The sequence below is a fragment of the Stenotrophomonas sp. YAU14D1_LEIMI4_1 genome (assembly GCF_003086815.1).
GTDB lineage: Bacteria > Pseudomonadota > Gammaproteobacteria > Xanthomonadales > Xanthomonadaceae > Stenotrophomonas.
This window is the reverse complement of the sequence record NZ_CP025997.1, coordinates 1269755-1294805: the sequence shown is the minus strand read 5'-3', so window position 1 is coordinate 1294805 and position 25051 is coordinate 1269755. Positions and strand designations below refer to the sequence as shown.

Annotated in this window: 21 protein-coding genes and 1 tRNA gene; 5 read left to right on the top strand and 17 right to left on the bottom strand. The window is 64.7% G+C overall.

All coding sequences use genetic code 11. The features are described from left to right. Positions 1-157: 157 nt before the first annotated feature. Entirely contained in the window at positions 158-1534 is a 1377-nt protein-coding gene (gene ffh, locus C1932_RS06005; protein ID WP_108761535.1) for a signal recognition particle protein, read from the bottom strand. A gap of 122 nt (positions 1535-1656) precedes the next feature. Here ffh and ccsA point away from each other — a divergent pair, with 122 nt between their 5' ends. Beyond that, on the top strand, positions 1657-2451 hold the full coding sequence (ccsA, locus tag C1932_RS06000) for a cytochrome c biogenesis protein CcsA (protein WP_108748971.1): 795 nt from the start codon (positions 1657-1659) through the stop codon (positions 2449-2451). A gap of 271 nt (positions 2452-2722) precedes the next feature. Here the strand turns inward: ccsA and C1932_RS05995 are convergent, their stop codons facing one another. The 3 genes from C1932_RS05995 to radA all read right to left on the bottom strand — a co-directional run bounded on the left by C1932_RS05995 (position 2723) and on the right by radA (position 8690). Next, positions 2723-5029, bottom strand: coding sequence for a tetratricopeptide repeat protein (locus tag C1932_RS05995; RefSeq protein ID WP_108763361.1), 2307 nt, complete (start codon positions 5027-5029; stop codon positions 2723-2725). A 51-nt stretch (positions 5030-5080) separates the two neighbouring features. Continuing rightward, a complete protein-coding gene (locus C1932_RS05990) occupies positions 5081-6937 on the bottom strand; it encodes an ATP-binding protein (RefSeq protein ID WP_108761534.1) in 1857 nt (618 codons plus the stop codon). A 376-nt stretch (positions 6938-7313) separates the two neighbouring features. Then, the gene (radA, locus tag C1932_RS05985) at positions 7314-8690 is read right to left on the bottom strand and encodes a DNA repair protein RadA (protein ID WP_108761533.1); all 1377 of its coding nucleotides are present in this window, start codon (positions 8688-8690) and stop codon (positions 7314-7316) included. 205 nt (positions 8691-8895) lie between these two features. Here radA and C1932_RS05980 point away from each other — a divergent pair, with 205 nt between their 5' ends. After that, positions 8896-10953, top strand: coding sequence for an EAL domain-containing protein (locus C1932_RS05980; RefSeq protein WP_108761532.1), 2058 nt, complete (start codon positions 8896-8898; stop codon positions 10951-10953). A gap of 332 nt (positions 10954-11285) precedes the next feature. On the opposite strand, the gene cyoD is transcribed toward C1932_RS05980, so the two are convergent. The 4 genes from cyoD to cyoA are packed head-to-tail and all read right to left on the bottom strand — an operon-like array spanning position 11286 to position 15302. Beyond that, complete coding sequence (gene cyoD / locus C1932_RS05975; RefSeq protein WP_108748966.1) at positions 11286-11627, bottom strand: cytochrome o ubiquinol oxidase subunit IV; 342 nt, start codon at positions 11625-11627, stop codon at positions 11286-11288. Then, the gene (gene cyoC, locus C1932_RS05970; protein ID WP_108748965.1) at positions 11627-12265 is read right to left on the bottom strand and encodes a cytochrome o ubiquinol oxidase subunit III; all 639 of its coding nucleotides are present in this window, start codon (positions 12263-12265) and stop codon (positions 11627-11629) included. The genes cyoD and cyoC overlap by 1 nt, the downstream gene beginning before the upstream one ends. Next, positions 12262-14259, bottom strand: a complete 1998-nt coding sequence (cyoB, locus tag C1932_RS05965; RefSeq protein ID WP_108761531.1) for a cytochrome o ubiquinol oxidase subunit I — start codon at positions 14257-14259, stop codon at positions 12262-12264. Before cyoB ends, cyoC begins: the two co-directional genes overlap by 4 nt. A gap of 2 nt (positions 14260-14261) precedes the next feature. Continuing rightward, positions 14262-15302: a ubiquinol oxidase subunit II gene (gene cyoA / locus C1932_RS05960; RefSeq protein ID WP_108752504.1), complete on the bottom strand. Its 1041-nt coding sequence runs from the start codon at positions 15300-15302 to the stop codon at positions 14262-14264. A 338-nt stretch (positions 15303-15640) separates the two neighbouring features. Here cyoA and C1932_RS05955 point away from each other — a divergent pair, with 338 nt between their 5' ends. The 3 genes from C1932_RS05955 to C1932_RS05945 all read left to right on the top strand — a co-directional run bounded on the left by C1932_RS05955 (position 15641) and on the right by C1932_RS05945 (position 17152). After that, entirely contained in the window at positions 15641-15979 is a 339-nt protein-coding gene (locus C1932_RS05955; protein WP_108761530.1) for a hypothetical protein, read from the top strand. A gap of 418 nt (positions 15980-16397) precedes the next feature. Further along, a complete protein-coding gene (locus C1932_RS05950) occupies positions 16398-16754 on the top strand; it encodes a hypothetical protein (protein WP_108761529.1) in 357 nt (118 codons plus the stop codon). A gap of 38 nt (positions 16755-16792) precedes the next feature. Continuing rightward, positions 16793-17152, top strand: a complete 360-nt coding sequence (locus C1932_RS05945) for a hypothetical protein (protein WP_108761528.1) — start codon at positions 16793-16795, stop codon at positions 17150-17152. Here the strand turns inward: C1932_RS05945 and C1932_RS05940 are convergent. The 9 genes from C1932_RS05940 to C1932_RS05895 all read right to left on the bottom strand — a co-directional run bounded on the left by C1932_RS05940 (position 17122) and on the right by C1932_RS05895 (position 25038). After that, positions 17122-17589 carry a hypothetical protein gene (locus tag C1932_RS05940; protein ID WP_108761527.1) on the bottom strand — a complete coding sequence of 156 codons (468 nt, stop codon included), beginning with the start codon at positions 17587-17589 and terminating at the stop codon, positions 17122-17124. The two genes, C1932_RS05945 and C1932_RS05940, sit on opposite strands and share 31 nt — an antisense overlap. Before the next feature lie 48 nt (positions 17590-17637). Beyond that, entirely contained in the window at positions 17638-18903 is a 1266-nt protein-coding gene (locus C1932_RS05935) for a hypothetical protein (RefSeq protein ID WP_159094502.1), read from the bottom strand. A gap of 670 nt (positions 18904-19573) precedes the next feature. Next, on the bottom strand, positions 19574-20002 hold the full coding sequence (locus C1932_RS05930) for a hypothetical protein (RefSeq protein WP_108761525.1): 429 nt from the start codon (positions 20000-20002) through the stop codon (positions 19574-19576). Between the two features lie 162 nt (positions 20003-20164). Then, positions 20165-20620: a hypothetical protein gene (locus C1932_RS05925; protein ID WP_159094501.1), complete on the bottom strand. Its 456-nt coding sequence runs from the start codon at positions 20618-20620 to the stop codon at positions 20165-20167. Positions 20621-20734: 114 nt separating this feature from the next. After that, entirely contained in the window at positions 20735-21166 is a 432-nt protein-coding gene (locus tag C1932_RS05920; RefSeq protein ID WP_108761523.1) for a hypothetical protein, read from the bottom strand. A 1691-nt stretch (positions 21167-22857) separates the two neighbouring features. Next, complete coding sequence (locus tag C1932_RS05910) at positions 22858-23091, bottom strand: Imm8 family immunity protein (protein ID WP_108761521.1); 234 nt, start codon at positions 23089-23091, stop codon at positions 22858-22860. A 513-nt stretch (positions 23092-23604) separates the two neighbouring features. Next, positions 23605-23680 (bottom strand) — tRNA-Thr (locus C1932_RS05905). Positions 23681-23715: 35 nt separating this feature from the next. Next, positions 23716-23946, bottom strand: coding sequence for a hypothetical protein (locus tag C1932_RS05900; RefSeq protein ID WP_108761520.1), 231 nt, complete (start codon positions 23944-23946; stop codon positions 23716-23718). 87 nt (positions 23947-24033) lie between these two features. Then, positions 24034-25038, bottom strand: coding sequence for a 2-hydroxyacid dehydrogenase (locus C1932_RS05895; RefSeq protein WP_108761519.1), 1005 nt, complete (start codon positions 25036-25038; stop codon positions 24034-24036). Positions 25039-25051 lie beyond the last annotated feature (13 nt).

Sequence of the window (25051 nt, the reverse complement as noted above, 5' to 3'; positions counted from 1 at the left end):
ATCGTTGCAGACAGGCCCCCATGGTGCGCGCAGCAAGGGGGTAGAGTCGAGCTTGCTCGACTGAACCGCGCGCCACGTAGAGTCGAGCTTGCTCGACTGAACCACCAACAGCAGTCGAGCAAGCTCGACTCTACCAATGCGTGGCCTCAGCAGCGCATCAACGGAACGGCATGCCGCGGCCGCCCATGGCGCCCATCATGCCCTTCATGCTGCGCATCATGCCCTTCATGCCGCCGCCGGCCATCTTGCTCATCATCTTTTCCATCTGCATGTACTGCTTCATGAGCTTGTTGACGTCGGCCGGGGTCACGCCCGAACCCTTGGCGATGCGCGCGCGGCGCGAGCCGTTCAGCAGGTTCGGGTTGCGCCGTTCCTTCTTGGTCATCGAATTGATGATGGCGATCATGCGGGGCACTTCCTTGCCCAGGCTGACCTGCTGCTTCAGGTGGTCGGGAATGTTGCCCAGGCCCGGCAGCTTGTCCATCAGGCCGCCAATGCCGCCCATGTTCTGCATCTGCTCCAGCTGGTCGCGCATGTCGTTCAGGTCGAACTTCTTGCCCTTGGCGACCTTCTCGGCCAGCTTGGCGGCCTTGTCCTTGTCCACCTGCTGCTCGACCTGCTCCACCAGCGACAGCACGTCGCCCATGTCCAGGATGCGGCTGGCGATACGGTCGGGATGGAACACATCCAGACCTTCGGGCTTTTCGCTGACACCGACGAACTTGATCGGCTTGCCGGTGATGTAGCGCACGCTCAGCGCGGCACCGCCACGGGCGTCACCGTCGGTCTTGGTCAGCACCACGCCGGTCAGCGGCAGCGCATCGCCGAAGGCCTTGGCGGTGTTGGCCGCGTCCTGGCCGGTCATGGCATCGACCACGAACAGGGTTTCGGCCGGGTTCACCGCCGCGTGCAGGGCCTTGATCTCGGCCATCATCGCTTCGTCGATGGCCAGGCGGCCGGCGGTATCGACCAGCAGCACGTCCACGAACGACTTGCGCGCATCGTCGATGGCCGCGCGCACGATGGCTTCCGGCTTCTGGTCGGCGCTGGACGGGAAGAACAGCACGCCCACCTGCTCGGCCAGGGTCTTCAGCTGCTCGATCGCGGCCGGACGGTAGACGTCGGCCGACACCACCATCACCTTCTTCTTGCGCTTTTCCTTCAGGTGCTTGGCCAGCTTGCCCACGGTGGTGGTCTTGCCGGCGCCCTGCAGGCCCGCCATCAGGATGATGGCCGGGGCGGGAACGTTGAGGTTCAGGTCGCTGGCTTCGGCGCCCATCACCGCGGTCAGCTCGTCGCGCACCACCTTGATCAGGGCCTGGCCCGGGGTCAGCGACTTCAGCACTTCCTGGCCGACCGCGCGCACCTTGATGCGCTCGATCAGGGCCTGCACCACCGGCAGCGCCACGTCGGCTTCCAGCAGCGCGATGCGCACCTCGCGGGTCGCCTCGCGGATGTTCTCCTCGGTCAGGCGGCCACGGCCACGCAGGCGCTCGATGGTGCCGGAAAGGCGCTGGGTCAGGGACTCGAACATGCGGCGCAACCTGTCTGAAAGCGGAGGACAATAAGGCAGACAGTATAGCGGGTCCGCCCCGGTTCCCGGGCTGCGACGCTGCGGCCGTCGCCAGCTTCCCGGGGGTATGCGAAACTGCCACGATGACAATCGTTCTCATCGCGATCCTGCTGTACCTGGCCGCCAGCGTCCTGCTGGTGCGCGCGCTCGGCCGCGACGAGGCAATGGGCTCGCCCACCTGGCTGTGGCCGGCGCTGCCGGCCATGCTGCTGCACGGCGGCTACCACGTGCTGGTGGCGCTGCGCACCAGCGGCGGGCCGGACATGCATTTCTTCGCGGCGCTGTCGCTGGTCGGCCTGGGCATGGCCTGGCTGACTTCGCTGGTGGGCGCACGCGGGCGCATGTCGGCGCTGGGCGTGGTGGTGTTCCCGCTGGCCGCGCTGCTGCTGGCGGTGTACCACGGCTACGGCCACGCCCCCAGCAAGGTGCTGGGCTGGCGTCTGGCCAGCCACGCCTGGCTGGCCCTGCTGGCCTACGCCACGCTGAGCATCGCCGCGCTGCTGGCCATCATGCTGTGGCTGCAGGAACGCGCCCTGCGCCGCCGCGAGTTCCGCCCGTGGCTGCGCGCCCTGCCGCCGCTGGCCGATCTGGAATCGCTGCTGTTCCGGGTCATCACCGTGGGGTTCGCGCTGCTGACGCTGACCCTGGTGACCGGCGTGCTGTTCGTGGACGACCTGCTGGCGCAGAAGCTGGTGCACAAGACCGTGCTCAGCGTGCTGTCGTGGATCGTGTTCGGCGTGCTGCTGGTCGGCCGCCGCCGCTACGGCTGGCGCGGGGTGAAGGCCGTGCACTGGACGCTGAGCGCGATGCTGTTGCTGCTGCTGGCGTTCTTCGGCAGCCAGTTCGCCATTGAACTGGTGTTCGGGCATACGCGATAAAGCGTGCCGACCAACGGTCGGCACCTACCGGTACCGCAACCGCGATAAAGGCGTACCGACCAACGGTCGGCACCTACCGGTACCGCAACCGCGATAAAGCGTGCCGACCAACGGTCGGCGCCTACCGGTACCGCAACCGCGATAAAGGCGTGCCGACCAACGGTCGGCACCCACCGGGGACCGTTGGTCCGCACCCACCGGGGCCGCATCCACGCATGGCGTGGATCTACCTGCGGCGCCGCGCACCCAACCGGTACGCGGCGCGGCGGGCTTACAACCCGTACCGCTCGATCACGTCCAGGTGCGGCTGCCGGTCCTGGTCGCAGGCTTCGGCCAGGCGCAGCCAGCACTGCGGGTGCTGCCACTTGGTGGTGTGCTGCTGCAGGAACCGATGCAGCGCCAGCGGCGCGTGGTCCTGCGGCTGGGCCACGGTGAACAGCAGCCCCGGCAGCGTGCCCTCTTCCACATCGGGGTCGGTCACGGTGTAGTCGGCACGGCTGTGCCCCCAGATCTGCCAGCCCTGCGCCTGCGCCGCTTCCACCAGTGCATCCCATGCCGCTTCGCCGGGGTGTGCGCCATCAATCAGCCAGCTGCGCGCGAAGCCGCCGCGCTCCAGCACGTGCACCTGCGCATAGGTGGGAATGAAGTGCTGGCGCGCTTCTTCCTCTTCCGGCGCCGGGTGCACCAGCGCGGCATCGAACACCACCCAGTCGCCCACCTGCTGGGCACGGTTGGCCGGTGCGTTTTCCACGATACGCGCGGTTACCGGGCCGGTACGGCGCGCGTAGTACTCCATCGGCTCACCCTGCTCTTCGCTGCGGATGATCACCCAGCCCCACGGCTCTTCCACCACGCCGTCCTGGCTGGACAGTTCCATGCCGATGGCCGCGGCCGAACGGCGCACGGCATCCCAGTCGCGCGCGGCGCTGGCGGCGCTCATGTGGTCCCAATGCGCGGCGTTGGGGTCCTCCTGCAGCTCCACCAGCTGCGCGTAGCAGGCCTGCGCCTCGCTGAAGCGGCCGGTTTCCATGTACATGCGGGCCAACGTGCCACGCGCACCGTGCGAACCCGGTGACAGCGCCAGCAGCTGCGTGGCCGCCTGTTCCAGCGCCGGCCAGTCGGACACCCGGCGCGCCCGCTGCACATCGCACCAGTGCGCGAACACCGGCACGCTGCTGCGGTATACATCGGCCAGCTGGCGCAGGCCCTCGTCATCGCCCTGCTCGGCCAGCCAGCGCATCAGCGTGTAGGCGGCCGGGCCGTCTTCCTGCACATGCGCGCGCACGAACTGCCACAGCAGCGCGCGCGCTTCGTCCTGCGCACCGCAGGCGTACAGCGCCGAGGCGGCCACTTCGGCCAGCCCTTCATCGTCGGGGCACTGCGCATGGCCCTGCAGCAGCCACTGCGCCTCGCGCTCGGGGTCGCGCGACTGGTTCTGCTGGCCCTGCGCTTCCAGCCACGGCAGCAGTTCGGCGGCGGCCACCGGCAGCGGCGCGGCCTCGGGCAGTGCATCGATGCGCGCGGCCAGCGCGGCCACCTGTTCGGCGGCACCGCGGTCCTGGCGCAGCTGTGCCAGGTGCGTGCGGGCCAGCCGCAGCTGCCGCTGCGCGACCCAGCGCGCGCCACGCTGCAGCGCCAGCTCCAGGCTCAGCGCGGCCATTTCAATCACCAGCCGGTGCGCGCCCACGCGGGCGAAGTGTTCAATGATGGTGTTGAAGCGCGTACCCAGATCCCAGGTGTTGCGCGCCGGATCACGCTGGCACAGGATCGCCACCGTGTTGGCCCACATGCGCCAGGTATTGGGGGTCAGCTCGCTCCACGGCACCAGCTGCTGCAACGCTTCTTCGTCGCGGCCCAGCTGGGCCAGCGCCCAGGCACGCGACAGGCGGCGCGGCACGGTGCAGTTCGCCGGTTCGTACTCGCCGGCGGCGGCCACTTCGGCCTCGCGCTGTTCGATCAGCACCAGCGCTTCGTCGGCACGGCCGGTGGCCAGCAGCACCTTGATCTGCATTTCCGGGAAGCTGTCGAACACTTCCTTGCCGCGCGCCTTGATCGCATCGGCCTGCGCCTGCAGGTAATCCAGCGCGTCCTGGCCGCGGCCATCGTCCAGCAGCGCATCGGCCTTTTCGCAGCTCAGGCACTGGAAGCACGCCCAGCTGGGATCGATGCGGGCCAGGGTCTCATCGCACACTTCAATGCGCTCGGGCACCCAGCCCGGGCCGTCGATGTTGCCGTAGCAGGCGGCCAGATCCTGGGTCACGCAGATCGACTGCGGGCAGTCCAGGGTGTCGGCACGGTGGGCGCGTTCGAACAGCGCCACCGCTTCGCCCAGCGCGCTCTCGCCTTCCACGCGGTTGCCCACGCGGTTGCGCAGCGCCCAGTGGCCCACGTAGACATCCACCCACGGGTTGTCCAGCGCCTTGCCCAGTGCACGCGCCTCGGGCAGCAGCGCATCCACGCGGTCCACCTGCAGTTCGCTCACCTCGTCGGCCAGGCGGGTCAGCAGGTGCGCGTTCTGCGCCTGCCCGGCCTGGCGCAGGTCTTCCTGCAGTTTTTCAACCCAGTTCCAGATTTCCATGATGTGCAAGTCTCCTGTCTAGCGAAGGCTGGATGAGAAAGTGAGCGGTGCTCAGCGCAGCATCTGCTGCAGGGCACCGGCAATATCGGCGAAGGCGGCGTTCAGATCGGGCGTGGCTGCGCCGGCATCGCGCGCCAGCGGCCGCCCCTGCGCGGACACGATGATCTTCAGCGAACGCAGCAGGCGTGCTGCGGCAGGGGCCTGCGCATGGCCGGCGCGCTGCGCCTGCAGCAGCGCCTGCACCGCCGGGTTGTCCAGGTTCACGTACAACCGCGACGGCGCACGCGCTTCGATGCGCGCGGTGAACTGGCGCGCCAGGCGCAGCGCGGCCATCGACACACGCTTGTCGTTCTCATCGTCTTCCAGGCGCTGTTTCAGCTCCGCCTCGCGGTCGGGCACCACCACCACCGGCAGCGCTTCGGGGCTGAAGCGCGCCGGCAGCAGCTGTTCGCCATCGCCCAGGTGCTCGCGCAGCCAGGCCAACTGCGCCTCGTCCAGGCTGTCGTCGCTGCGGAACAACGCGCGGTTGCCCTGTTCGGTACCCAGCTCCACCAGGCGCAGGCCCTTGGCCTGGGTCCAGCGGCGCAGGAACGGCACCACCGCATAGCGGTGCCCATGCGCCACCGGCACGCCCATGGCACGGAACAGCATTTCCTCGAAGCCGCCGCCGTTGTCCAGGATCACGTGCACGGCGCCACGCGCCGGCAGCGCGCTGGCCGGCAGGTCGCCCTGCGAGGTTGGCACGCGCACGTGTTCCAGCAGCAGGTCAAACAGACGGTCGTCGCACAGTGCCGCGCCCAGCAGGGCCTCGTTGTGGCGGCTGAGCACGCGGCGCCAGGCTTCCGGCTGCTGCCGCGCCACGTCGGCCAGGCCATCAATCAGCGCTTCCAGCAGTGCGTGCTGCACGGCGCGGTACTGGTCGTCGCGCTGCAGGTCTTCGCGGCTGGCGGTGGGGGTCAACCGCGACGATTCGATCACCCCGCCGATGAAGCCGGCCCACGGCGGCAGCAGGTCGCGCGCATCGTCGTCCAGCAGCATACCGCGCACGAACACCGACAGGTTGCGGTTGTCGCTGGTGCCGTAGGTGGCGCCATCCTGCACCCACAGCAGGCCAGTGGCGTCACTTTCCGCATCGGCACGCAACGGCACGGTCACGATGGGCTCGAAGTCGTGCTCGAAGCGTGCGGCGAACTGCAGCGCCTGGCGCCGCGCCTGCACCGGGTGCAGCGCCACATCGCCCTGCGCGCGCCACGGCGGCGGCTCGGGGTTCAGCGCTTCGGTGGCCGCGCCAATGAAGATCGGTTCGGACAGCAGCGCGCAGTAGCGGCCCAGCACTTCGTACAGCCGCGCCTCGTTGGCCAGCGGCAGGAAGTCCGGGTGCAGTTCCAGCTCCACTTCGGTGCCGACCGCGCGCGCTGGCACTTCGCTCACGGTGTACTGCTCGGCGTTGCTGGACACATACAGGTGGCCCAGTTCCGGCGTCTGGTATGAGGTGGTGCGCACGCTCACCCGCCGCGCCAGCACGAAGGCCGACAGGAAGCCCAGGCCGAACATGCCGATCAGGCCGTCCTGGTCATCGCCGCCCTGGCGCAGGCCGCGGGTGTAGCCCACGCCCACCGTGGCCAGGTAATCGTGGATTTCCTGGCGGGTCAGGCCGGCGCCGGTATCGATGATGCGCAGCACGCCGGCGGCGGCATCGACCTGCACATCGATGCGCGAGGGCAGATCGCCACCGCTCTGTTCAATGCGGCGGCGGATGATGGAATCGTGCGCGTTCTGCACCAGCTCGCGCAGCGCCACCATCGGGGTGGAATACAGGTGCTTGCCCAGCACCGTCATCAATCCATTGAGATCGACCCCGGCCCGGCGGATTTCGGCGGCGGGGGTGGTCAGCGTCGGGTCCTGCATGTAATCGGTTACTCCTTGCCACACAAGGCGCCGCGGGGCGCCATCGTCGAGCCGGGGAAACTAGCACAGGCATGCTGACCGTTGCTGTGCCGGGCGTTGGATTCCGCACCCCGGCGGCGGGCCAGCCCCGGTAGAGTCGAGCTTGCTCGACTGCGCCCCAGCCCCGGTAGAGTCGAGCTTGCTCGACTGCGCCCCAGCCCCGGTAGAGTCGAGCTTGCTCGACTGCGCCCCAGCCCCGGTAGAGTCGAGCTTGCTCGACTGCTCTTGCCTCGACGCGGAAAGCAGTCGAGCATGGCTCGACTCTACAAAAAGCAGTCGAGCAAGCTAGACTCTACAAAAGGCAGCCGAGCATGGGCTCGGCTCTGCCGCACGGATGTCACGCGGTGTCAATCGCCTCGGACAGCCGCTCCACCGCGATCACTTCCATGCCCTTCACGCTGCCGCCCTTCGGCGCGTTGGCCTTGGGCACGATGGCGCGCTTGAAACCATGGGTGGCTGCTTCGCGCAGGCGGTCTTCGCCGTTGGGCACCGGGCGGATCTCACCGGACAGCCCCACTTCGCCGAAGGCAATGGTCTTTTCCGCCAGCGGCCGGTCCTGCAGCGACGACAGCACCGCCAGCAGCACCGGCAGGTCGGCGGCGGTCTCCTGCACACGAATGCCACCGACAACGTTCACGAACACGTCCTGGTCGCCCACCAGCACCCCGCCATGGCGGTGCAGCACCGCCAGCAACATGGCCAGGCGGTTCTGCTCCAGGCCCACGGCCACGCGGCGCGGGTTGGACAGCGGCGAGGCATCCACCAGCGCCTGCACTTCCACCAGCAGCGGGCGGGTGCCCTCGCGGGTGACCATCACGCAGCTGCCCGGCTGGTGCGCGCTGCTGCCAGACAGGAAGATGGCCGACGGGTTGGACACTTCCTTCAGGCCCTTGTCGCCCATGGCGAACACGCCCAGCTCGTTCACCGCGCCGAAGCGGTTCTTGAAGGCACGCAGCAGGCGGAAGCGACTGCCGCTCTCGCCTTCGAAGTACAGCACCGCATCGACCATGTGTTCCAGCACGCGCGGGCCGGCAATGCCACCTTCCTTGGTTACGTGGCCGACCAGGAACACGGCGGTGCCGGTTTCCTTGGCAAAGCGCACCAGCCGTGCCGCGCTTTCGCGCACCTGGCTGACCGACCCCGGTGCGGCGGTCAGGGTTTCGGTCCACAGGGTCTGCACCGAATCGGCCACGATCAGGCGCGGGCCGGCCTTGCTGGCGTGCTGCATGATCGACTCGACACCGGTCTCGGCCAAGGCATTCACGCCATCCAGCGGCAGCTCCAGCCGGTGCGCGCGGCCGGCCACCTGCGCCAGCGATTCTTCACCGGTCACGTACAGCACCGGCAGTTCGGCGGCCATCTTCGCCACCGCCTGCAGCAGCAGGGTCGACTTGCCGATGCCCGGGTCGCCACCGACCAGCACCACGGCGCCCTCCACCAGGCCACCGCCCAGCACGCGGTCGAATTCGCCAATGCCAGTGCTGACCCGGCGGTGCTCAGTCTGCTGCACGTCCTTCAGCGCGGTGATCTTCGGCGGATCGATCTTGCCCACCCAGCCATTGCGACGGGCTGCGGGGGCCTTCGCCGCTGCGGCGCTTTCCAGCACGATTTCCGACATCGAGTTCCACGCCCCGCATTCCGGGCACTGCCCCTGCCATTTGCTGGAATCGGCGCCGCATTCGTTGCAGACGTAAGCGGTGCGGGCCTTGGCCATCGGAAATCCTGCGTGGTGAACGGTGAAGGAGGATAGCCGAGCGCGGTCGCAGGCGCTGCGACAGCCGGCCCCGGGCACCCCGCCTACACATCTTCAAATACGAGATGAACATCACATTTTTCAACTGCTAAGGTTCAGCCCCCTGCCGCCGCTATAGTTCGCGGCTTCATGCCTGCCCTCCCCGCTTTCTCCTGAAGGACCCGCAATGACTGGCACTTACAGCCAGAGCCTGGTTGCTTTCTCGCTGTTGGTGGCCATTCTCGCTTCGTACACCGCCCTGGACATGGCCGGCCGCCTGGCCACCGCACAGGGCAGAGTCGCCCGCTGGTGGCTGATCGGCGGTGCGTCGGCCATGGGCCTGGGCATCTGGTCCATGCACTTCATCGGCATGCTGGCCTTCAAGCTGCCGATCCCGATCGGCTTCGACCTGGGCATTACCCTGTACTCGCTGGCAGTGTCCATTGCCGCGTCGGCCTATGCGCTGTGGCTGGTCTCGCGCCCGGAACTGCCGCGCCGGCGCCTGCTGGCCGGTGGCACGCTGATGGGCCTGGGCGTGGCCACCATGCATTACCTGGGCATGGGCGCCATGCGCATGCAGCCGGGCATCGACTACGACCCGCTGTGGTTCACGCTGTCCATCGCCGTGGCCATCGGCGCCTGCACCGCCGCGCTGTGGATCGCCTTCCGCCTGCGCCGCGAAGACCAGCGCACCCTGCCGCTGCGCATTGCCGCATCGGCGGTGATGGGCCTGGCCATCGTCGGCATGCACTACACCGGCATGGCCGCTGCCAGCTTCCCGGCCGGCAGCATCTGCGGCGCGGTGATCGACGGCGGCATTGAATCGCACTGGCTGGCAGTGCTGGTGATCGTCACCACCCTGGGCGTGATCGGCATTGCGCTGGTGGCCTCGCTGTTCGACCGGCAGATGCGCGTGCGCACCGGCCTGCTGGCCGAATCGCTGGAAAAGGCCAACGACAAGCTGCTGCAGGCCGCCCTGCATGACCCGCTTACCCAGCTGCCCAACCGCATGCTGCTGCAGGACCGCATCGAGCAGTCGATCGAAAAAGCGCGCCGCCGCGGCCATGCGCTGGCGGTCATCTTCTGCGATCTGGACGGCTTCAAGGCGGTGAACGATGCCTACGGGCATCAACTGGGCGACCGCCTGCTGGTGAAGATGAGCCAGCGCGTCAGCGCCCTGCTACGTCCGCAGGACACCTTCGCCCGCTTGGGCGGCGATGAGTTCGTGATCGTGCTGGCCATCGAAGAGCCCGACGACGCGGTGGTGGTGGCCGAGCGCATCATTGCCGCCGTGGCCGAACCGTTCCTGATCGATGCGGCCGAACTGCAGGTCAGCGCCAGCCTGGGCATTGCGCTGTACCCGGACGATGCCACCAGCGAACGCGAGCTGATGGCCCATGCCGACGCGGCGATGTACCACACCAAGGAAGGCGGCCGGAACGGATATACCTTCTTTACCCCGTCCATGCAGGTGAGCGCGAACCGCCAGCTGCGCCTGCTGCAGGACCTGCGCCGCGCCACCGAACGCGGCGAACTGCTGCTGCATTACCAGCCCAAGTTCGTGGCCGCCGGCACCCCGGCGGTGGGCGCCGAAGCGCTGCTGCGCTGGCAGCACCCGGAACTGGGCATGCTCAGCCCGGACGTGTTCATTCCCATTGCCGAGCGCAGTGGATTGATCCTGCCAATCGGCGACTGGGTGCTGGACCAGGCCTGCGCGCAGCTGCGCGCCTGGCACGATGCCGGCCAGCACGAATGGACCATGGCGGTGAATCTGTCGCCGCTGCAGTTCTCCTCGCCGGCGCTGCTGGACAGCGTCCGCGCTGCGCTGCGGCGGCATGGCATTGCGCCGGAGCGGCTGACGCTGGAAATCACCGAAACCACGGCGATGAAGGACGTGGAAGCCAGCCTGGTGATCCTGAACGACCTGACCGCGATGGGCGTGCATATCGCCATTGATGATTTCGGCACCGGCTATTCCAGCCTGTTGTACCTGAAGCGCATGCCGGCCACCGAGCTGAAGATTGATCGCGCGTTCGTACGCGAGCTGGAACAGAACGCCGAAGACGCGGCCATCGTGTCGTCGATCGTGGCGCTGGGCCGTTCGCTGCAGCTGCAGGTGGTGGCCGAGGGCGTGGAGACCAAGGAACAGCAGGATTACCTGAGCGGACTGGGCTGCGACCAGCTGCAGGGGTACCATCTGGGCAGGCCGATGGCCGCCGACGAGTTCCTGCGCAAGGTGGGTTGAACCGCGCATGGGGTCAGAGCCCTTGCCTGCGGCAAGGGATCTGACCCCAGACACAGGGCGGTGGGGCCGGCTGGGTCGGATCCCTTGCCGCAGGCAAGGGCTCTGACCCCAGACACATCGCGGCGCGGCCGGCGGGGTCGGATCCCTTGCCGCAGGCAAGGGCTCTGACCCCATCTGCATTGCGCGCGCCGCCATCCACGGATGGCGTGGATCTACTGGCCCGGAGTCGGATCCCTTGCCGCAGGCAAGGGCTCTGACCCCGCCCCAACCCACCAAAGAAAAAGGCCGCCCCGAAGGGCGGCCTTTTCGTCTGTGGCAACGTCGCGAAGACGTCAGTGCATCATGTGCACGTTCATGTTGTGCATGACCCACAGGGTACCGGCCACGATGATGCCGATCACCACCACGGTGAAAGCAGCAGCGTTGACGTTCCAGCGGCTTTCCGAAGAACGGTCCAGGTGCAGGAAGAACACCAGGTGCACCAGCATCTGCAGCACCGCGGAAACCGCGATCACCACACCGCTTACGGTGCGCGAGAAGTCGCCCGACATCACCACCCAGAACGGGATGACGGTCAGCACCACCGCCAGCACGAAGCCGATCAGGTACGACTTCACGCTGCCGTGGCTTTCGCCACCGGTGCCGTGGTCGTGTGCATGGTTGTCATGTGCCATTACAGCGCTCCATTGAGGTAGACGACGGAGAACACGCCGATCCAGATCAGGTCCAGGAAGTGCCAGAACAGGCTCAGGCACGCCATGCGGGTCTTGTTGGTCGGGGTCAGGCCGTACTTCTTCAGCTGCACGAACATCACCGCCAGCCACAGCAGGCCGGCGCTCACGTGCAGACCGTGGGTACCGACCAGGGCGAAGAACGCCGACAGGAAGGCACTGCGGTCAGGGCCGTAGCCCTGGTGGATCAGGTGGTTGAACTCCCACACTTCCATGCACATGAAGCCGAAGCCCAGCAGCCAGGTGATGGCCAGCCACAGGTACATCTGGCCCACCTGCTTGCGGTGCATGGCAATCATGCCCAGGCCGAAGGTCAGCGACGAGGTCAGCAGCAGCGCGGTTTCCCACGCCACGAACGGCAGCTCGAACAGATCCTTCGGGGTCGGGCCGCCGTCATTTCCGCCCACCAGCACCACGTAGGTGGCAAACAGCGAGGCGAAGATGAGGCAGTCGCTCATCAGGTACACCCAGAAACCGAAGACGGTATTGCCGCCGGTGTCGTGGTGCTCGTGGTCGTCATGGCCATGGGCCGCCGCGTGCGCGGCGTGCCCGTGGCTCAGGGTCGAGGTATTGGTGCTCATGCCTTCAGCTCCGACTTCACCAGGCCCTGGGCTTCCAGGTGCTTGCGGTGTTCGTTCTCGATGCGTTCCACCTCGGCGGCCGGGACCCAGTAGTCCACGTCCTGGTCGAAGGTGCGGTAGATGAACGTGGCGATCATGCCGACGAAGCCGACGATGGCCAGCCACCAGATGTGCCAGATCATCGCAAAGCCAAACACCAGGCTGAAGGCGCCGATCACCACACCGGTGCCGGTGTTGCGCGGCATGTGGATGTCGGTGTACTTGGCCGGCTTCGGCCAGGCTTCACCACGCTGCTTGCGCTCCCAGAAATCGTCCAGCTCGGTGACTTCCGGCAGGCTGCCGAAGTTGTAGAAGGCCGGCGGCGAAGAGGTTTCCCACTCCAGCGTACGGGCATCCCACGGGTCGCCGGTCAGGTCGGCGGTCTTCTTGCGGTCGCGGATCGACACGGCCACCTGGATGATCTGGCACAGGATGCCGGCACCCACGATGAAGGCACCTGCGGCAGCCACCAGCAGCAGCGGCTCGTAGGCTGGGTTCACGGTGCTCTGCAGGCGACGGGTCATGCCCATGAAGCCCAGCACGTACATCGGCATGAAGGTCACATAGAAGCCGATGAACCAGCACCAGAAGGCGCACTTGCCCCAGAACTCGTTCAGGCGGAAGCCGAACATCTTCGGCCACCAGTAGGTGATACCGGCGAACATGCCGAACACCACGCCGCCGATGATGACGTTGTGGAAGTGGGCGATCAGGAACAGGCTGTTGTGCAGCACGAAGTCGATGGCCGGGATCGCCAGCATCACGCCGGTCATGCCGCCGATGGTGAAGGTGACCATGAAGCCGATGGTCCACAGCACGGGCGTGGTGAACTGCACGCGACCGCGGAACATGGTGAACAGCCAGTTGAAGATCTTCACGCCGGTGGGGATGGAGATGATCATCGTCGTGATGCCGAAGAAGGCATTGACGTTGGCACCCGAACCCATGGTGAAGAAGTGGTGCAGCCACACGATGAACGACAGCACGCCGATGCAGGCGGTGGCGTAGACCATGCCCTTGTAGCCGAACAGCGCCTTGCGCGAGAAGGTCGCGATCACTTCGGAGAACACGCCGAAGGCCGGCAGCACCAGGATATAGACTTCCGGGTGGCCCCAGATCCAGATCAGGTTGATGTACAGCATGGCGTTGCCGCCACCATCATTGGTGAAGAAGTGCGTACCCAGGTAACGGTCCAGGGTCAGCAACACCAGGGTGATGGTCAGCACCGGGAAGGCGGCGACGATCAGCACGTTGGTGACCAGCGCCGTCCAGGTGAACACCGGCATCTGCATCAGCTTCATGCTGGGGGTACGCATCTTCAGGATGGTAATGAAGAAGTTGATACCGCTCAGCGTGGTACCCAGGCCTGCGACCTGTAGACCCCAGATGTAGTAGTCCATGCCGACGCTTGGACTGTATTCGATGCCCGACAATGGCGGGAACGCCAGCCAGCCGGTGGCGGCGAATTCACCGATCCACAGCGACAGCATGATCAGCACCGCACCGGCCACGAACAGCCAGAAGCTGAGCGAGTTCACGAACGGGAACGCGACGTCGCGCGCACCGATCTGCAGCGGCACGGCCAGGTTCATCAGGCCGGTGATCAGCGGCATGGCCACGAAGAAGATCATGATCACGCCGTGGGCGGTGAAGATCTGATCGTAGTGGTGCGGCGGCAGGTAGCCTTCCGAACCGCCCACTGCCAGCGCCTGCTGGGTACGCATCATGATGGCGTCGGAGAAGCCGCGCAGCAGCATGACGAAGGCGACGATCAGGTACATCACGCCGATCTTCTTGTGGTCCACCGAGGTGAACCACTCCTTCCACAGGTAACCCCACAGCTTGAACTTGGTGATCAGGGCCATCACGCCCAGACCACCCAGCACTGCACCGACCAACGTCGTCAGGACGATCGGATCGTGGGGGATCGACTCAAGAGAGAGTTTTCCCAACATGTTCATTCTCCCGAACCCGCGTGGCCGGCATGGCCTGCGTGTTCGTGTTCGGTGGCATCCAGGTTTTCACCCGATTCCTTGGAATCATGCGCGTCACTGGGGGTGTGCCCCTCGTGCGCTTCATGGCTGGCAGCATCGGCGGCGGCCGCACCGGCATGCGAATGCTTCATGCCGTAGTGCTGGTTGTCGCCCATGTGCTTGGCAATGACCCAGTCGAACAGGCCTTCTTCGGTCTTGCCGAAGTAGGTGACCGGGTACCACTCGGAATTCTTCGCATCACCCAGGGCCTTGAAGCTGGTCTTGTCCAGGGTCTGCGTGCCGGCACGCACCTGGTCCAGCCACTGGCGGTACTCGGCATCGGTCACCGAATAGGCGGTGAAGTGCATCTTGGCGAAGCCCGCGCCGCTGTAGTGCGAGGACATGCCCGGGAATTCACCGGTTTCGTTGGCGATCAGGTGCAGCTTGGTTTCCATCGCCGCCATCGAATAGATCATGCTGCCCAGGTGCGGAATGAAGAACGCATTCATCACCGTGTCCGACGTGATCTTGAAGTTCAGCGGGGTGTTCACCGGGAACTTGATCTCGTTGACGACCGCAACCTTCTCTTCCGGATAGATGAACAGCCACTTCCAGTCCAGCGAGATCGCCTCGATGGTGACCGGCTTGACGTCCGATTCCAGCGGCTTGTACGGGTCCAGTGCGTGCGACGAACGCCAGGTCAGGACCGCCAGCACCAGCACGATCATGCAGGGGATCGACCACACCACCACCTCGATCGCCGTGGAATGCGACCACTTCGGCTCGTAACGGGCCTTGGTGTTGGAAGCGCGGTACTTCCACGCGAAGGTCAGGGTCATGACGATGACCGGGACGACGACCAGCAGCATGAGCACGACAGCCGTGATCAGCAGGGTCTTCTCGTCCTGGCCAATCTGGCCCTTCGGACTGAGGATGGCCACGGCATCGCAGCCGGTGAGCATCACCAGCAGTGCGAGCAGCAGGCCCGGGCGCAACCAGCGCCCAAGGGTTTTCAACGGAATCATCGGTCGATCCAATTGCGAGGGAATGCCGTTCCCCGTCCTGCCCGCTCCGGCAAAAGCCGGTCCCGCCTGTGGTTGAGACAGGCAGTGAGGTGGGGTCGAGTCAGCCTTTCAATTTTAGGCCGTCACGCATCATTTAAGAAAGGCATTGACAATGATCCAGCGCAGGAATCGGCCGGATATCGCTGCGACACGTTGTCGCACCGCGCGCAGGGCACCCCGTTTGGGGGCGCCGGGGACCGGATTCGGCAAAGTAGGCTGAACCTGTTCAGCGTACTTGAAGTGGGCTGCTGCCGCACCAAGACTGCGTAACACACGCCCCCTCTCCGCAAGGATGCCTGATGACTGCCCTGCTCCGCTGGCTCAGCACACCCACCGTGCGCCGCACGCTTGCCCTGCTGGGCGCCGCCCTGGTGGTGCTGCTGGCCTGCAACCCGGAACTGGCGCCGCTGCTGGGGCTGATCGATGTGCTGGGGCTGGACGTGCTGGCGCTGCTGCTGGGCGCGCAACTGCTGGCCACCCTGCCCTGGCTTCGCCTGCACGCCGGGCGCGGGCTGCGGGTCGCGGGACGGTTGGCCTGCGGCGCACTGGCCGGGGCCGCGGGCGGGTATCTGCGGCAACTGGCACCGTTTTGTCGTGATCGCCTTGGGTTGGGGCTTTGGGTTCGCCGGGCGGGCTGACCTGTTCGATGCGGGCTGCGCTGGCCTTTTGAACCGGGCCTGATGGCCCCCGGCCTTGCCGGGCGGGCGTTTCGGGCTGCGGGCCGGCGTGCCAAAATGCCGCCGAAGCGTAAAGCACCCCTGCATTGACGGGATCTGCCCTTGGCAGCGGCTCGCGGGGTGTGCACACCATGGCATGCCACTGAAAACGAGTGGCCGGGTCGGCAAAGCCCGAATGTTACTGGGTTGTTTACGCTTGTCAGCCGGCGCCACCTCTGCGTGGCGCCGGCTGGCAATCCGTTCGCGTTCTTTGGCGGGCGGTGCGTGGGGGTGCGTGTTCGCATGCACCCACCGGGTTCCAGTAACTACCGGTTTTTGCCGCCACGCACCGTCCGCCACCCCTACGGTGGCGCTTTGTGTTTTGCACGGAGCATCTGCCATGAACGCATCGGAATTTCCTGATCTGAACGCCCGCCGCGCGGCGCCCGCTGGCGAACCCGGCATCGACCCCAGCAGCTTCATTCCCACGCTGCGGCGCATCCAGGCCGGTGCGGCCGCCAATGGCCAGCCCTGGCCCGAACGCACCCTGCCGCCCGGCCGGCGCCTGCAACTGGCCGACTGCGATTGCGCCCTGGCCGGCCTGGCCACCGTGCAGCAGATGCTGCTGGCCGCCGAGCGCACCCGCCAGGCCGCCCAGCCCGAGGACACCCTGGGCGACCGCAGCATGGAAGGGTTGATGCTGGCCTGCATTGCCTTGACCGCGCACGCGGCCAGCTGCCTGCAGGTGCAACCGTAGCCAGGGGCGCGGCGGCCTCCATTCCGACAGCCGTCGTGATGCTGCTAGGCCTGCTTGCCGGCCATCTGTATCTGCCGGAACCCGCACTCAGCGTAAACAGCTACAGCAAACAGACCGTGCCGAACTTCCTGCAGATGTGGCAGGAAGCCGCGCAGTTTGCGCAGGAACGCAGTGCCGACGGGCTGCGCGTCAGCCCGGCCTCGCGCGGCGCGAGGCATTTCGAACTCTATGCTGCGGATACACCGGTATTACTGGTCGATAACTCGCCCAAGCGCATGGTGATTATCGTGTTCGAAAATTCGCGCGAGCAGGTGCCGGATCTGTGGGAGCTGGAACATGAATGGTGGCGGGCCATGCGCCAGCGCGGTCAGTTCGTGCGGCATGGCGCCGGCGGGTGAGGATAGGTGGCGAGCAGGGAAAGCAGCAGCTGCTGCTCTTCGGCCTCGCGCCCTTCTTCGACGGCATGCAGCGCCAGCCATGCAATCTCCTGGCCCTGCTCATCAAGCGTGTGATGTGCCGGCTGCAGTGCCAGCAAGGGAATCGCCTGCTGCGGTTGCAGCCGACCTTCATCCAGCAACCGCTTCACCCACGCCAGATGCAGCGACGGAAACGAATCGGCCAGTGCATACCCCTGCACCAACCACTGTGCCGCGCACAGCAACGCCGCGGGGTCGGCACGGCCCAGCCACGCGTCGAGGTCGGCCTCGATGGGCTGCGGCACGCGCAGCTGGCCGCTGTAGTACTGCTGCAGGTGCCACGCGTGCTCGACAGGGGTGCTGCCGACTGCGCCGCTTGAAAGCAGATAGGCGAGGAAACGCTGGGTCTGTGAATCCATCGGAACATTCCTGATGCCTGTGGCCAGCTGCGCGCGTATCGCCTTGGCTTAGCGTGGCGGTGCGTACTCGAAGCGCATTTCCCGCTGCCCCTCGCCCACCACCGGCAGTACCGGGTCGGTGCCGGTGCAGCCCAGGCGCAGTCGATCACGTGCGGTAACGGGAACACTGCCACAGCCACCGGAATTACTGATATCCAGTTGCGGCAGCAAGGCCGCAGCGAAGGTTTCAACCTCACCGCGCGCCGCGTTGCGGCTGGCCGTGGCGGTCGGCACGCTGTAGCGCAGCTTGATGGCATACAAGCGGTCGATGGCGAGCAGCATTACCGAGCTGTACTCCTTGCCATCGCGGACGAAGCCGAAATCCAGCACGCTGGCCTCGATGCTGTTGGCCGCGTCCGGCTGCACCGGTGCGACCTTCAATGTCACCGTCTGCACGCGCGACATATCATCGCGCCCCGCCAGCGCTGCGCTGCGCGCCTCCAGCAAACCTTTGCGCTCACCTTCCAGCAGACCGGCCCGCTGTTCCTGATCCAGCACGCCCACCGGGTAGAAGTACACATCGATCCAGCCGTCCTCGTTGCCGGCCTGCTGGAAGCGCACCGACGCACCACCCGCGACATCGTCGTAGCGGCGCTCGCCCAACGCCTTCCACTGGCCCACCTGCAGGGGGTAAACCACGCTGGTCGCGCGCAGGAAACCGCCCAGGAACGGCGACGGCGCAGCCTGCCCTGCCGTTTCCGGGTTGAGCATGACCGTGTTGTCGCTGGCACCGCATTCCGCCTTCACCACAGGCGCTAGATGCGCGCGAAGCGTGCCGGCCTTCTGCTGCGCGGCCAACGTATCCATGGCCGCAATGCGCAGCGCAGGATCGGCTGCAATGAAGGCCGCGTAGGCGCGCAGCGCGCTCTCCACACCGGCCACCTGTCGGCTGAGTTGATCGCTGCTTTCGCGCTGGTCTATCTGGAAGGCCAGATTGCCGAAACTCTGCTGCATCAGCAGATCCAGACCGATATTTTTGGCTGCCTCATCCTGGTCAGGCAGGTTCATGACCTGGCAGAGGGTCACCATGTAATCCGGCGTTTCCGCCAGCCAACGCAGCATCGACACCCGCAGTTCCTGCGCGCCCGGCTGCTGGGGGGATGCTTCCAGCGACTGGGTGAGGCCTACGAAATTGGTGGCGTTAATGGGTTGCGCGGGGGTGGCCTGCGGCGCAGGGGAATCGGGTTGTGCGGCCGATGCGGGGACGGAAAGCGCCGTAGCGATGCCCATGATGGAAAAGGCGGTGAAACGGCGCAGTGTGCTTACTGATGCCATGGTTTACGGTCCCTGTACTCGCAACATATCGTTACCAGAAGCTTACCTACTCAGATAGAAGATTTCTTCCAAGATCGCAGCTGGATCGATTGACAAGATCAATGCGACTCACGGAATGCGTTGGCGCATCTATCATTCTCTGCTCCGCCCACAAAGAGATCATTTGGAGGGGCGCGCGCGACTTCGCCCAAAGCGGGAAAAACCTCAGGAAAGAGCTACCGACGCTTCTGCCTCATGTACTCAACCACAGAGAACATTCCAAATACGAGCGTGTATACAAACCACACCATCACATACCAACTCAACGCGTGGGATTTTTCCACCTTCACAGATATGTAGTAAAGCGCACCCAGTATTAGAGCCGCCCCAAGCTGTGCTCCGAGAAAAATTCGAATAGCTGGATTCACTTCTTTCCCTCAACTTTTGATTGAGCCACATCGACGGTAACACCCACCGCCCCTGTCCTATTTGTCAGACTGTAGCTTGCGATAACGAGCTAATCCTAGTCAGGCAGGTTCATGACCTGGCAGAGGGTCACGCTGTAATCGGGTGTTTCCGTCAGCCACCGCAGCATCGACACCCGTAGCTCCTGCGCGCCCGGCTGCGGGGCGGATGCCTCCAACGACTGGGTGAAGTGCACGAAATTGGCTTGTGACCTGACGCTTGACCCTCAACCGGCGATGTAACCAGGCACGACTTCGGCCAATGCCTCGGAGATCTCATCCAGCCCGATGCCAGCGTCGCAAGCTTCGAGGATCAAGTACTCCGCTGCATACCCGTCAAGTCCGCCCGGACGGGCCAGCGCACACCAGACCAACCGATCAATTGGATCCGAAAGCTGCCGCTCCCCTCTGCTGGACCAGAACACATGGAGCCATTTGTTGTACTCGGCGGCCCGCCCCATCAACCAGAAGTCTCGCGCCGCGTTTACCGCAGCCAATCGCTCGCCATCAAGACGACCGCCAAGCCGACCGCACAGTGCGATGGCAAGCTTCGCGCGAGCGCTATCACTGTTCTCCAATCCAGCGACTTCGAGCAGCACATCAAGCCTATCGATCAACTGGCGCACAGCCTCATCAGAGGTGCGTTCACTGCTCATAGCATCATTCCGGAAGGACTGCGTTGAGACCCGATCAATTAGTGGTTACTGCAGCGCTGTGTCCCACACGCAGCTCCAGTCATGCCGCTTCATCAACTGCCACGCAGGCGTACTGGTTCGCCGGGAACTGCCACGATTGCGGCTCTGTGTGCCCAGGAAGGGTCAAGCACATCGCCCCGGGATATCCACCGCGACAGCCGAAAGCATACGACCATCCGAAAAGTGCAGGCGGATTCCAGCATCAACGATCAGTCCAGCGCCCAGCCAGCGAACGATCTCGGTGCGTGCAACATAGAGCTTGTCAGGAAGCTCCAACATTACATGTTCGCAACTTGGCTCAGCGACACGACCTTCTATCACTTCGACGTTGACAGTCCCAAACTCCTCCCACGACTCGATGGACGTACTGGAGCATGTCAGTTCGATCCGCACGTCATGGTCGAACTTCAAGATCACAAGCCACGCTACACCCGCGGTCTGCGACACAGGAATCCAGCACGCGAGGAGCTGACGCCCGTGCAGCAGTCCACTGAGTTCCGCCGGCCCCGCCCCCACCAGTTGCATCGGAAGATAGCGCACACCCTCAGGGAGCACTTTGATCGTGGTGTAGGGTTTCATGGGTACTGACTTCATCCTCCGGAACGTTGACGCTCTCAATGGTCGATTCGCGTGCGGGATTCGGGACAACGACTCGACAACTGAACGGCTGCAGCAACGAGGCTGTGGCCAAGCTCAGCTTTTGTCGTCGGCAGGCGAGCAGGAGAAAAACAACGCTTGGCCGCACTGAGCAAACATCTCCGCGACAAGCAGTGGCTCACTCTTGGAAAGGTCGTACGGGCAGAACACTTCCGCACAATAGCCATTCTGGTGCTCCAAGAACACTTTGACTGCATCGAACCCGACATCACCATCCTGCGGTATCCATACGTTGGAAGCGACACCGCACGCAATCGCGCTTTCCGTCCGATCCAGCAACGCCAGATGAAGCAGCGTGATGCGATCTTCGGCGCCTCCACGATCCATCTCGACACCCATGCTGACCACATCGCCATTGGAAGCAAGGTAACAGCCAAATGGGTGAAACTCTCCGTGCTCGACCAGCATCCTACTCGCAAACTGCAGCAGTTCGCCGAGCATTCTCTCGACCTGTTCTTTGGCAGTCATCGTTCGGGTTCCAGGCTGTCCAGGGGCACGACCATCGAATACTGCCGCAAGGAGATGGGGATCGGCAGAGCGGAGTGATAGAAATGTGCCATGCGCCATGCCATATGAAGGTTGCTCAAGGAACTCGGGAGCTCGTAGACGAGCTGCTCGCGAACGGAACAGCGCAATTGCCTTGGGTTGCCAGCCATGGGCTGGCACTACTGGTTAGAAGTTGAACTCGAACGCGCCTGTTGGTGCGGCTCCACGAGCTTGGCGGTACAGATCCCCGCGGGCCACTTCTCCAGATGCCCCTGCAGTCGGGAATCGAATATCCCGGTGACGATCACCCGTCATCCCTTCGATGCATAGAACGGCGACGTCCCTCCCAGCCATAGCCCTGACTCCGGTCTGATCTCGCAATCAGGCGTTTTGTACAGAGCGCTCATCTCGAAGCCGGTGCAGTAGCATCCATCCAACGAAACGAGCCTTCCATCAAAGGCTGCGGGATTCGCTATGGCGTCCCGAATCTCTATTTTCAGCGGCGGTCCCGCAGGAAGCTGACAGGCCTCTGAATTCAGGGCATCTGCGGCGACAACGGGCTCGTCCAATTTGGACGAACAGTCCGACAGCATCATGAAGACCAGGCCAGCAACTCGAACATCCATTCCAATTCCCCATCCCAAACCTGTGCTCCGCATCTGAAGGGTGCAGTCGACAAGAAGAGGGCGGCTAGTCCTGCCCCTGCTCCCAAGGACCATCAATGATCCTTCCCCGCAGTATGCCTTCTACGCCCGGCGCGACAACGATGAATCGAGCGGAGAGATCACCGTCTGATCCTGTCAGGAGCATGCCCTGTTCGAGAACGCGATGATCTCTACCAAGGTCCTCAGTCGTTCCAACAAGATTGAGCCTCAGGAACCCATCAGGGTCCTTGTTGTTGAAATCGACGAATACTCTAGTCTCGGACATCTAATAGTCCCTGCGAACTCTGAACGACGGCAGCCGCCAATGCTGCCACTCCCCCACGCCAACAGATTCCTCGACACCGAGCGTCTGCACCTCTTTGGAAACCCTGCCAACCACGCCTTCGGCGGTGGAAGCATCTGTGGCGTAAGCCCCTCTTTCGCTGAAACCTACCGCAGTTGGCCCTGTAACGGGCCGTCGAGGCCTGCCACCCATATGGAACCTGGTGGACCGCCGGCAATAGTACGGATACACAGTGAATGATAGGGAGCGCGCTGGATCTTCTGCTATGTCGTCGGCATTGCCAAACGCCGCGTAAGCAATGTTGCCGCGCAGTGTCTGGCCTGGCTCCAGACGGACCTCACCGCATCCGTCCGGACAGAATGCTGTCAAGACAGCTTTTGGATGGATAGGGCCTACGCTCGTGGTCAGGATGGCCCCGTCGTACCCCGTCGGGAAGGTCCCATCCGGGCCAGGCCAGCCCTCCGTGGAAAGGCACAACGGCACGGCCGCTGCAGAGGTCAGGACAACGTCGTATCGCCTCTCTGCGACACTGTCAGTCACCGAGAGACTGAAGTCCAGAGGCTCCGCACGCCGAAACGAACCAGCACATGCCGTGATTGTCAGGCACAACACCGTGACATTAAGAATGTTCTTCATCGTCCTGAGGCCATGATGCGGGGTGTGCTCGAACCGCTGATTTATCCACCTTTCATTGCGTAATTTCGGCCCGCTGTCATTCGCCACCTCTACTCCTCACCAATCCAGGGCACATAGCCTTCAAACTCCCAGTCCATCATTCCAGCCAACGTGCTGGCCATTTCTGCCCAAGTTCCATCAGGCACAGCCGCACACACGAGCTGGACCGCGCGCTCAACCGCTTCAAAGCTGACGTCATCTACGATGACAGGCTTTGGAATGAACTTACCCTCATCCTCCATGCGTTCGAGCCACTCCCGGTTGCATGCGGTGAAGCCAAACAGGTCCGCCCGTGGCTATCATCCGGCCCAATGGAAGCTTGAAAGTAACAACCAAACAGGCCGGATTCCTGATGGGTCTTGAGCGCAGAATCCCAATCAGCCGTGTCCAGCCCCCGCAGTCTCGCTTTAGTCATTTTTCGCTCGATGCTGGCATGTGCAGTTTTTGTCCCGCTGCGTTCGCATTGAAGAATCGCCGGGTCAGATCAACTTGCCAGCCGCCATCTTGCCGCTTGGGAAAATGTTCGTTTGACGGGTTCTGGCTCAACCACCATAACCGCAGTTTGCGGTGGCGCCACTCTCCCGTCGAGATGACATGGCCTCCCCAAGTCTGCGCTTACCCGACGGAGGCGAGGACGACCTGATTGCGTGTCACGCCGGCCGCGGGCCGGTGGTGGGAATCCGGCGCTGCCAGCCGTGGGCTGGCACTACTGGTGAACCTGCATTCCGCCGGGCGTGGCCCGGCGGTGCCGGCCCAAACAAAAAGCCCCGGCCTGGGCCGGGGCTTTTCTTTACAACTGGTGCCGGAAACAGGAGTCGAACCTGCGACCTACGCATTACGAATGCGCCGCTCTACCAACTGAGCTATTCCGGCCTAGCAGATAATTGTAGAGGCTGGAGGTCAGCAGGTCAATCGAAGCCGCCCTGCTGGTGCTCCCCCCGCCCCCCTCTGCCACGACGGATCGACTGCACGGTCAGGAAAACAAAGAACAGGCAGAAGAACACGAATCCAGTCAGGGCAACGTCGTGCATGCCCCCCAGCTGGCCGCGGGTGGCCCGGTTCCACAGGTAGCGGACCGCGAGAATGATGATCAGCAGCACCACCACCAGATTGACCCACTTCATCTTGGCTCTGAACATGGATTACTCGCAGGTGCAGGAATCGTCGGCGGTCTGCTTGGCGCCCTTGATCGTACTCATTACATCGGAATCTGTCGCGCTTCTCCATCAGCCAGTCTCCACCGCATTGGCGCAGTCCCGCCCCGCCGCGAAATCGGCCAGGTTGCCCATCGTGATCGCCGAGATCTCCTGCAGCGCCTCTACGGTGAAGAAGCCCTGGTGGCCGGTCACCAGCACGTTGGGGAAGGTCATCAGGCGCTGGAAGGCTTCGTCGTCGATGATCTCGCCGGACAGGTCCTGGAAGAACAGCGCGCTTTCCTGTTCGTACACGTCGATGGCCAGTTGCCCCAGCCGCCGCGACTTCAGCGCGCGGATCACCGCGTGGGTGTCCACCAGGGCCCCGCGCGAGGTGTTCACCAGCATCGCGCCGGGCTTCATGCGCGCCAGCGAGGCATCGTTGATCAGGTGGTGGGTGTCCGGCGTCAGCGGGCAATGCAGCGACACGATATCGGCGCGCGCCAGCAGCTCATCCAGCGCCACGCTGTCGCCCACGTCGGCGAACGCTGCGGAAGGATACGGGTCGTGCCCCAGCACCGTGCAGCCCATGCCGCGGAAAATGCGGGCGGTGGCCAGGCCGATCTTGCCGGTGCCGACGATGCCCACGGTGCGGCCATGCAGGGTGCGGCCCAGCAGGCCGTCCAGCATGAAGTTGCCTTCGCGCACGCGGTTGTAGGCACGGTGGGTATGCCGGTTCAGGGTCATGACCAGTGCCAGCGCGTGCTCGGCCACCGCTTCGGGCGAATAGGCCGGCACCCGCGCCACGAACAGGCCCAGCCGCTGCGCTTCGGCCACGTCCACGTTGTTGAAGCCGGCGCAGCGCAGCAGTACCGCGCGCACGCCGCCGGCGTGCAGGGCCTGCAGCACCGGCGCATCCAGCCGGTCGTTCACGAACACGCAGACCGCCGCGCAGCCCTGCGCCAGCGGCGCGGTGTGAAGGTCCAGCGCGGCATCGAAGTAGACCAGTGCATGGCCCTGCCCCGCGCCCTTCTGCGCGCTGGCCTCGTCCAGGAAGCGGCGATCGTAGGGGCGGGCGCTGAATACGGCGATCTGCATGGGCGGGCCTGCG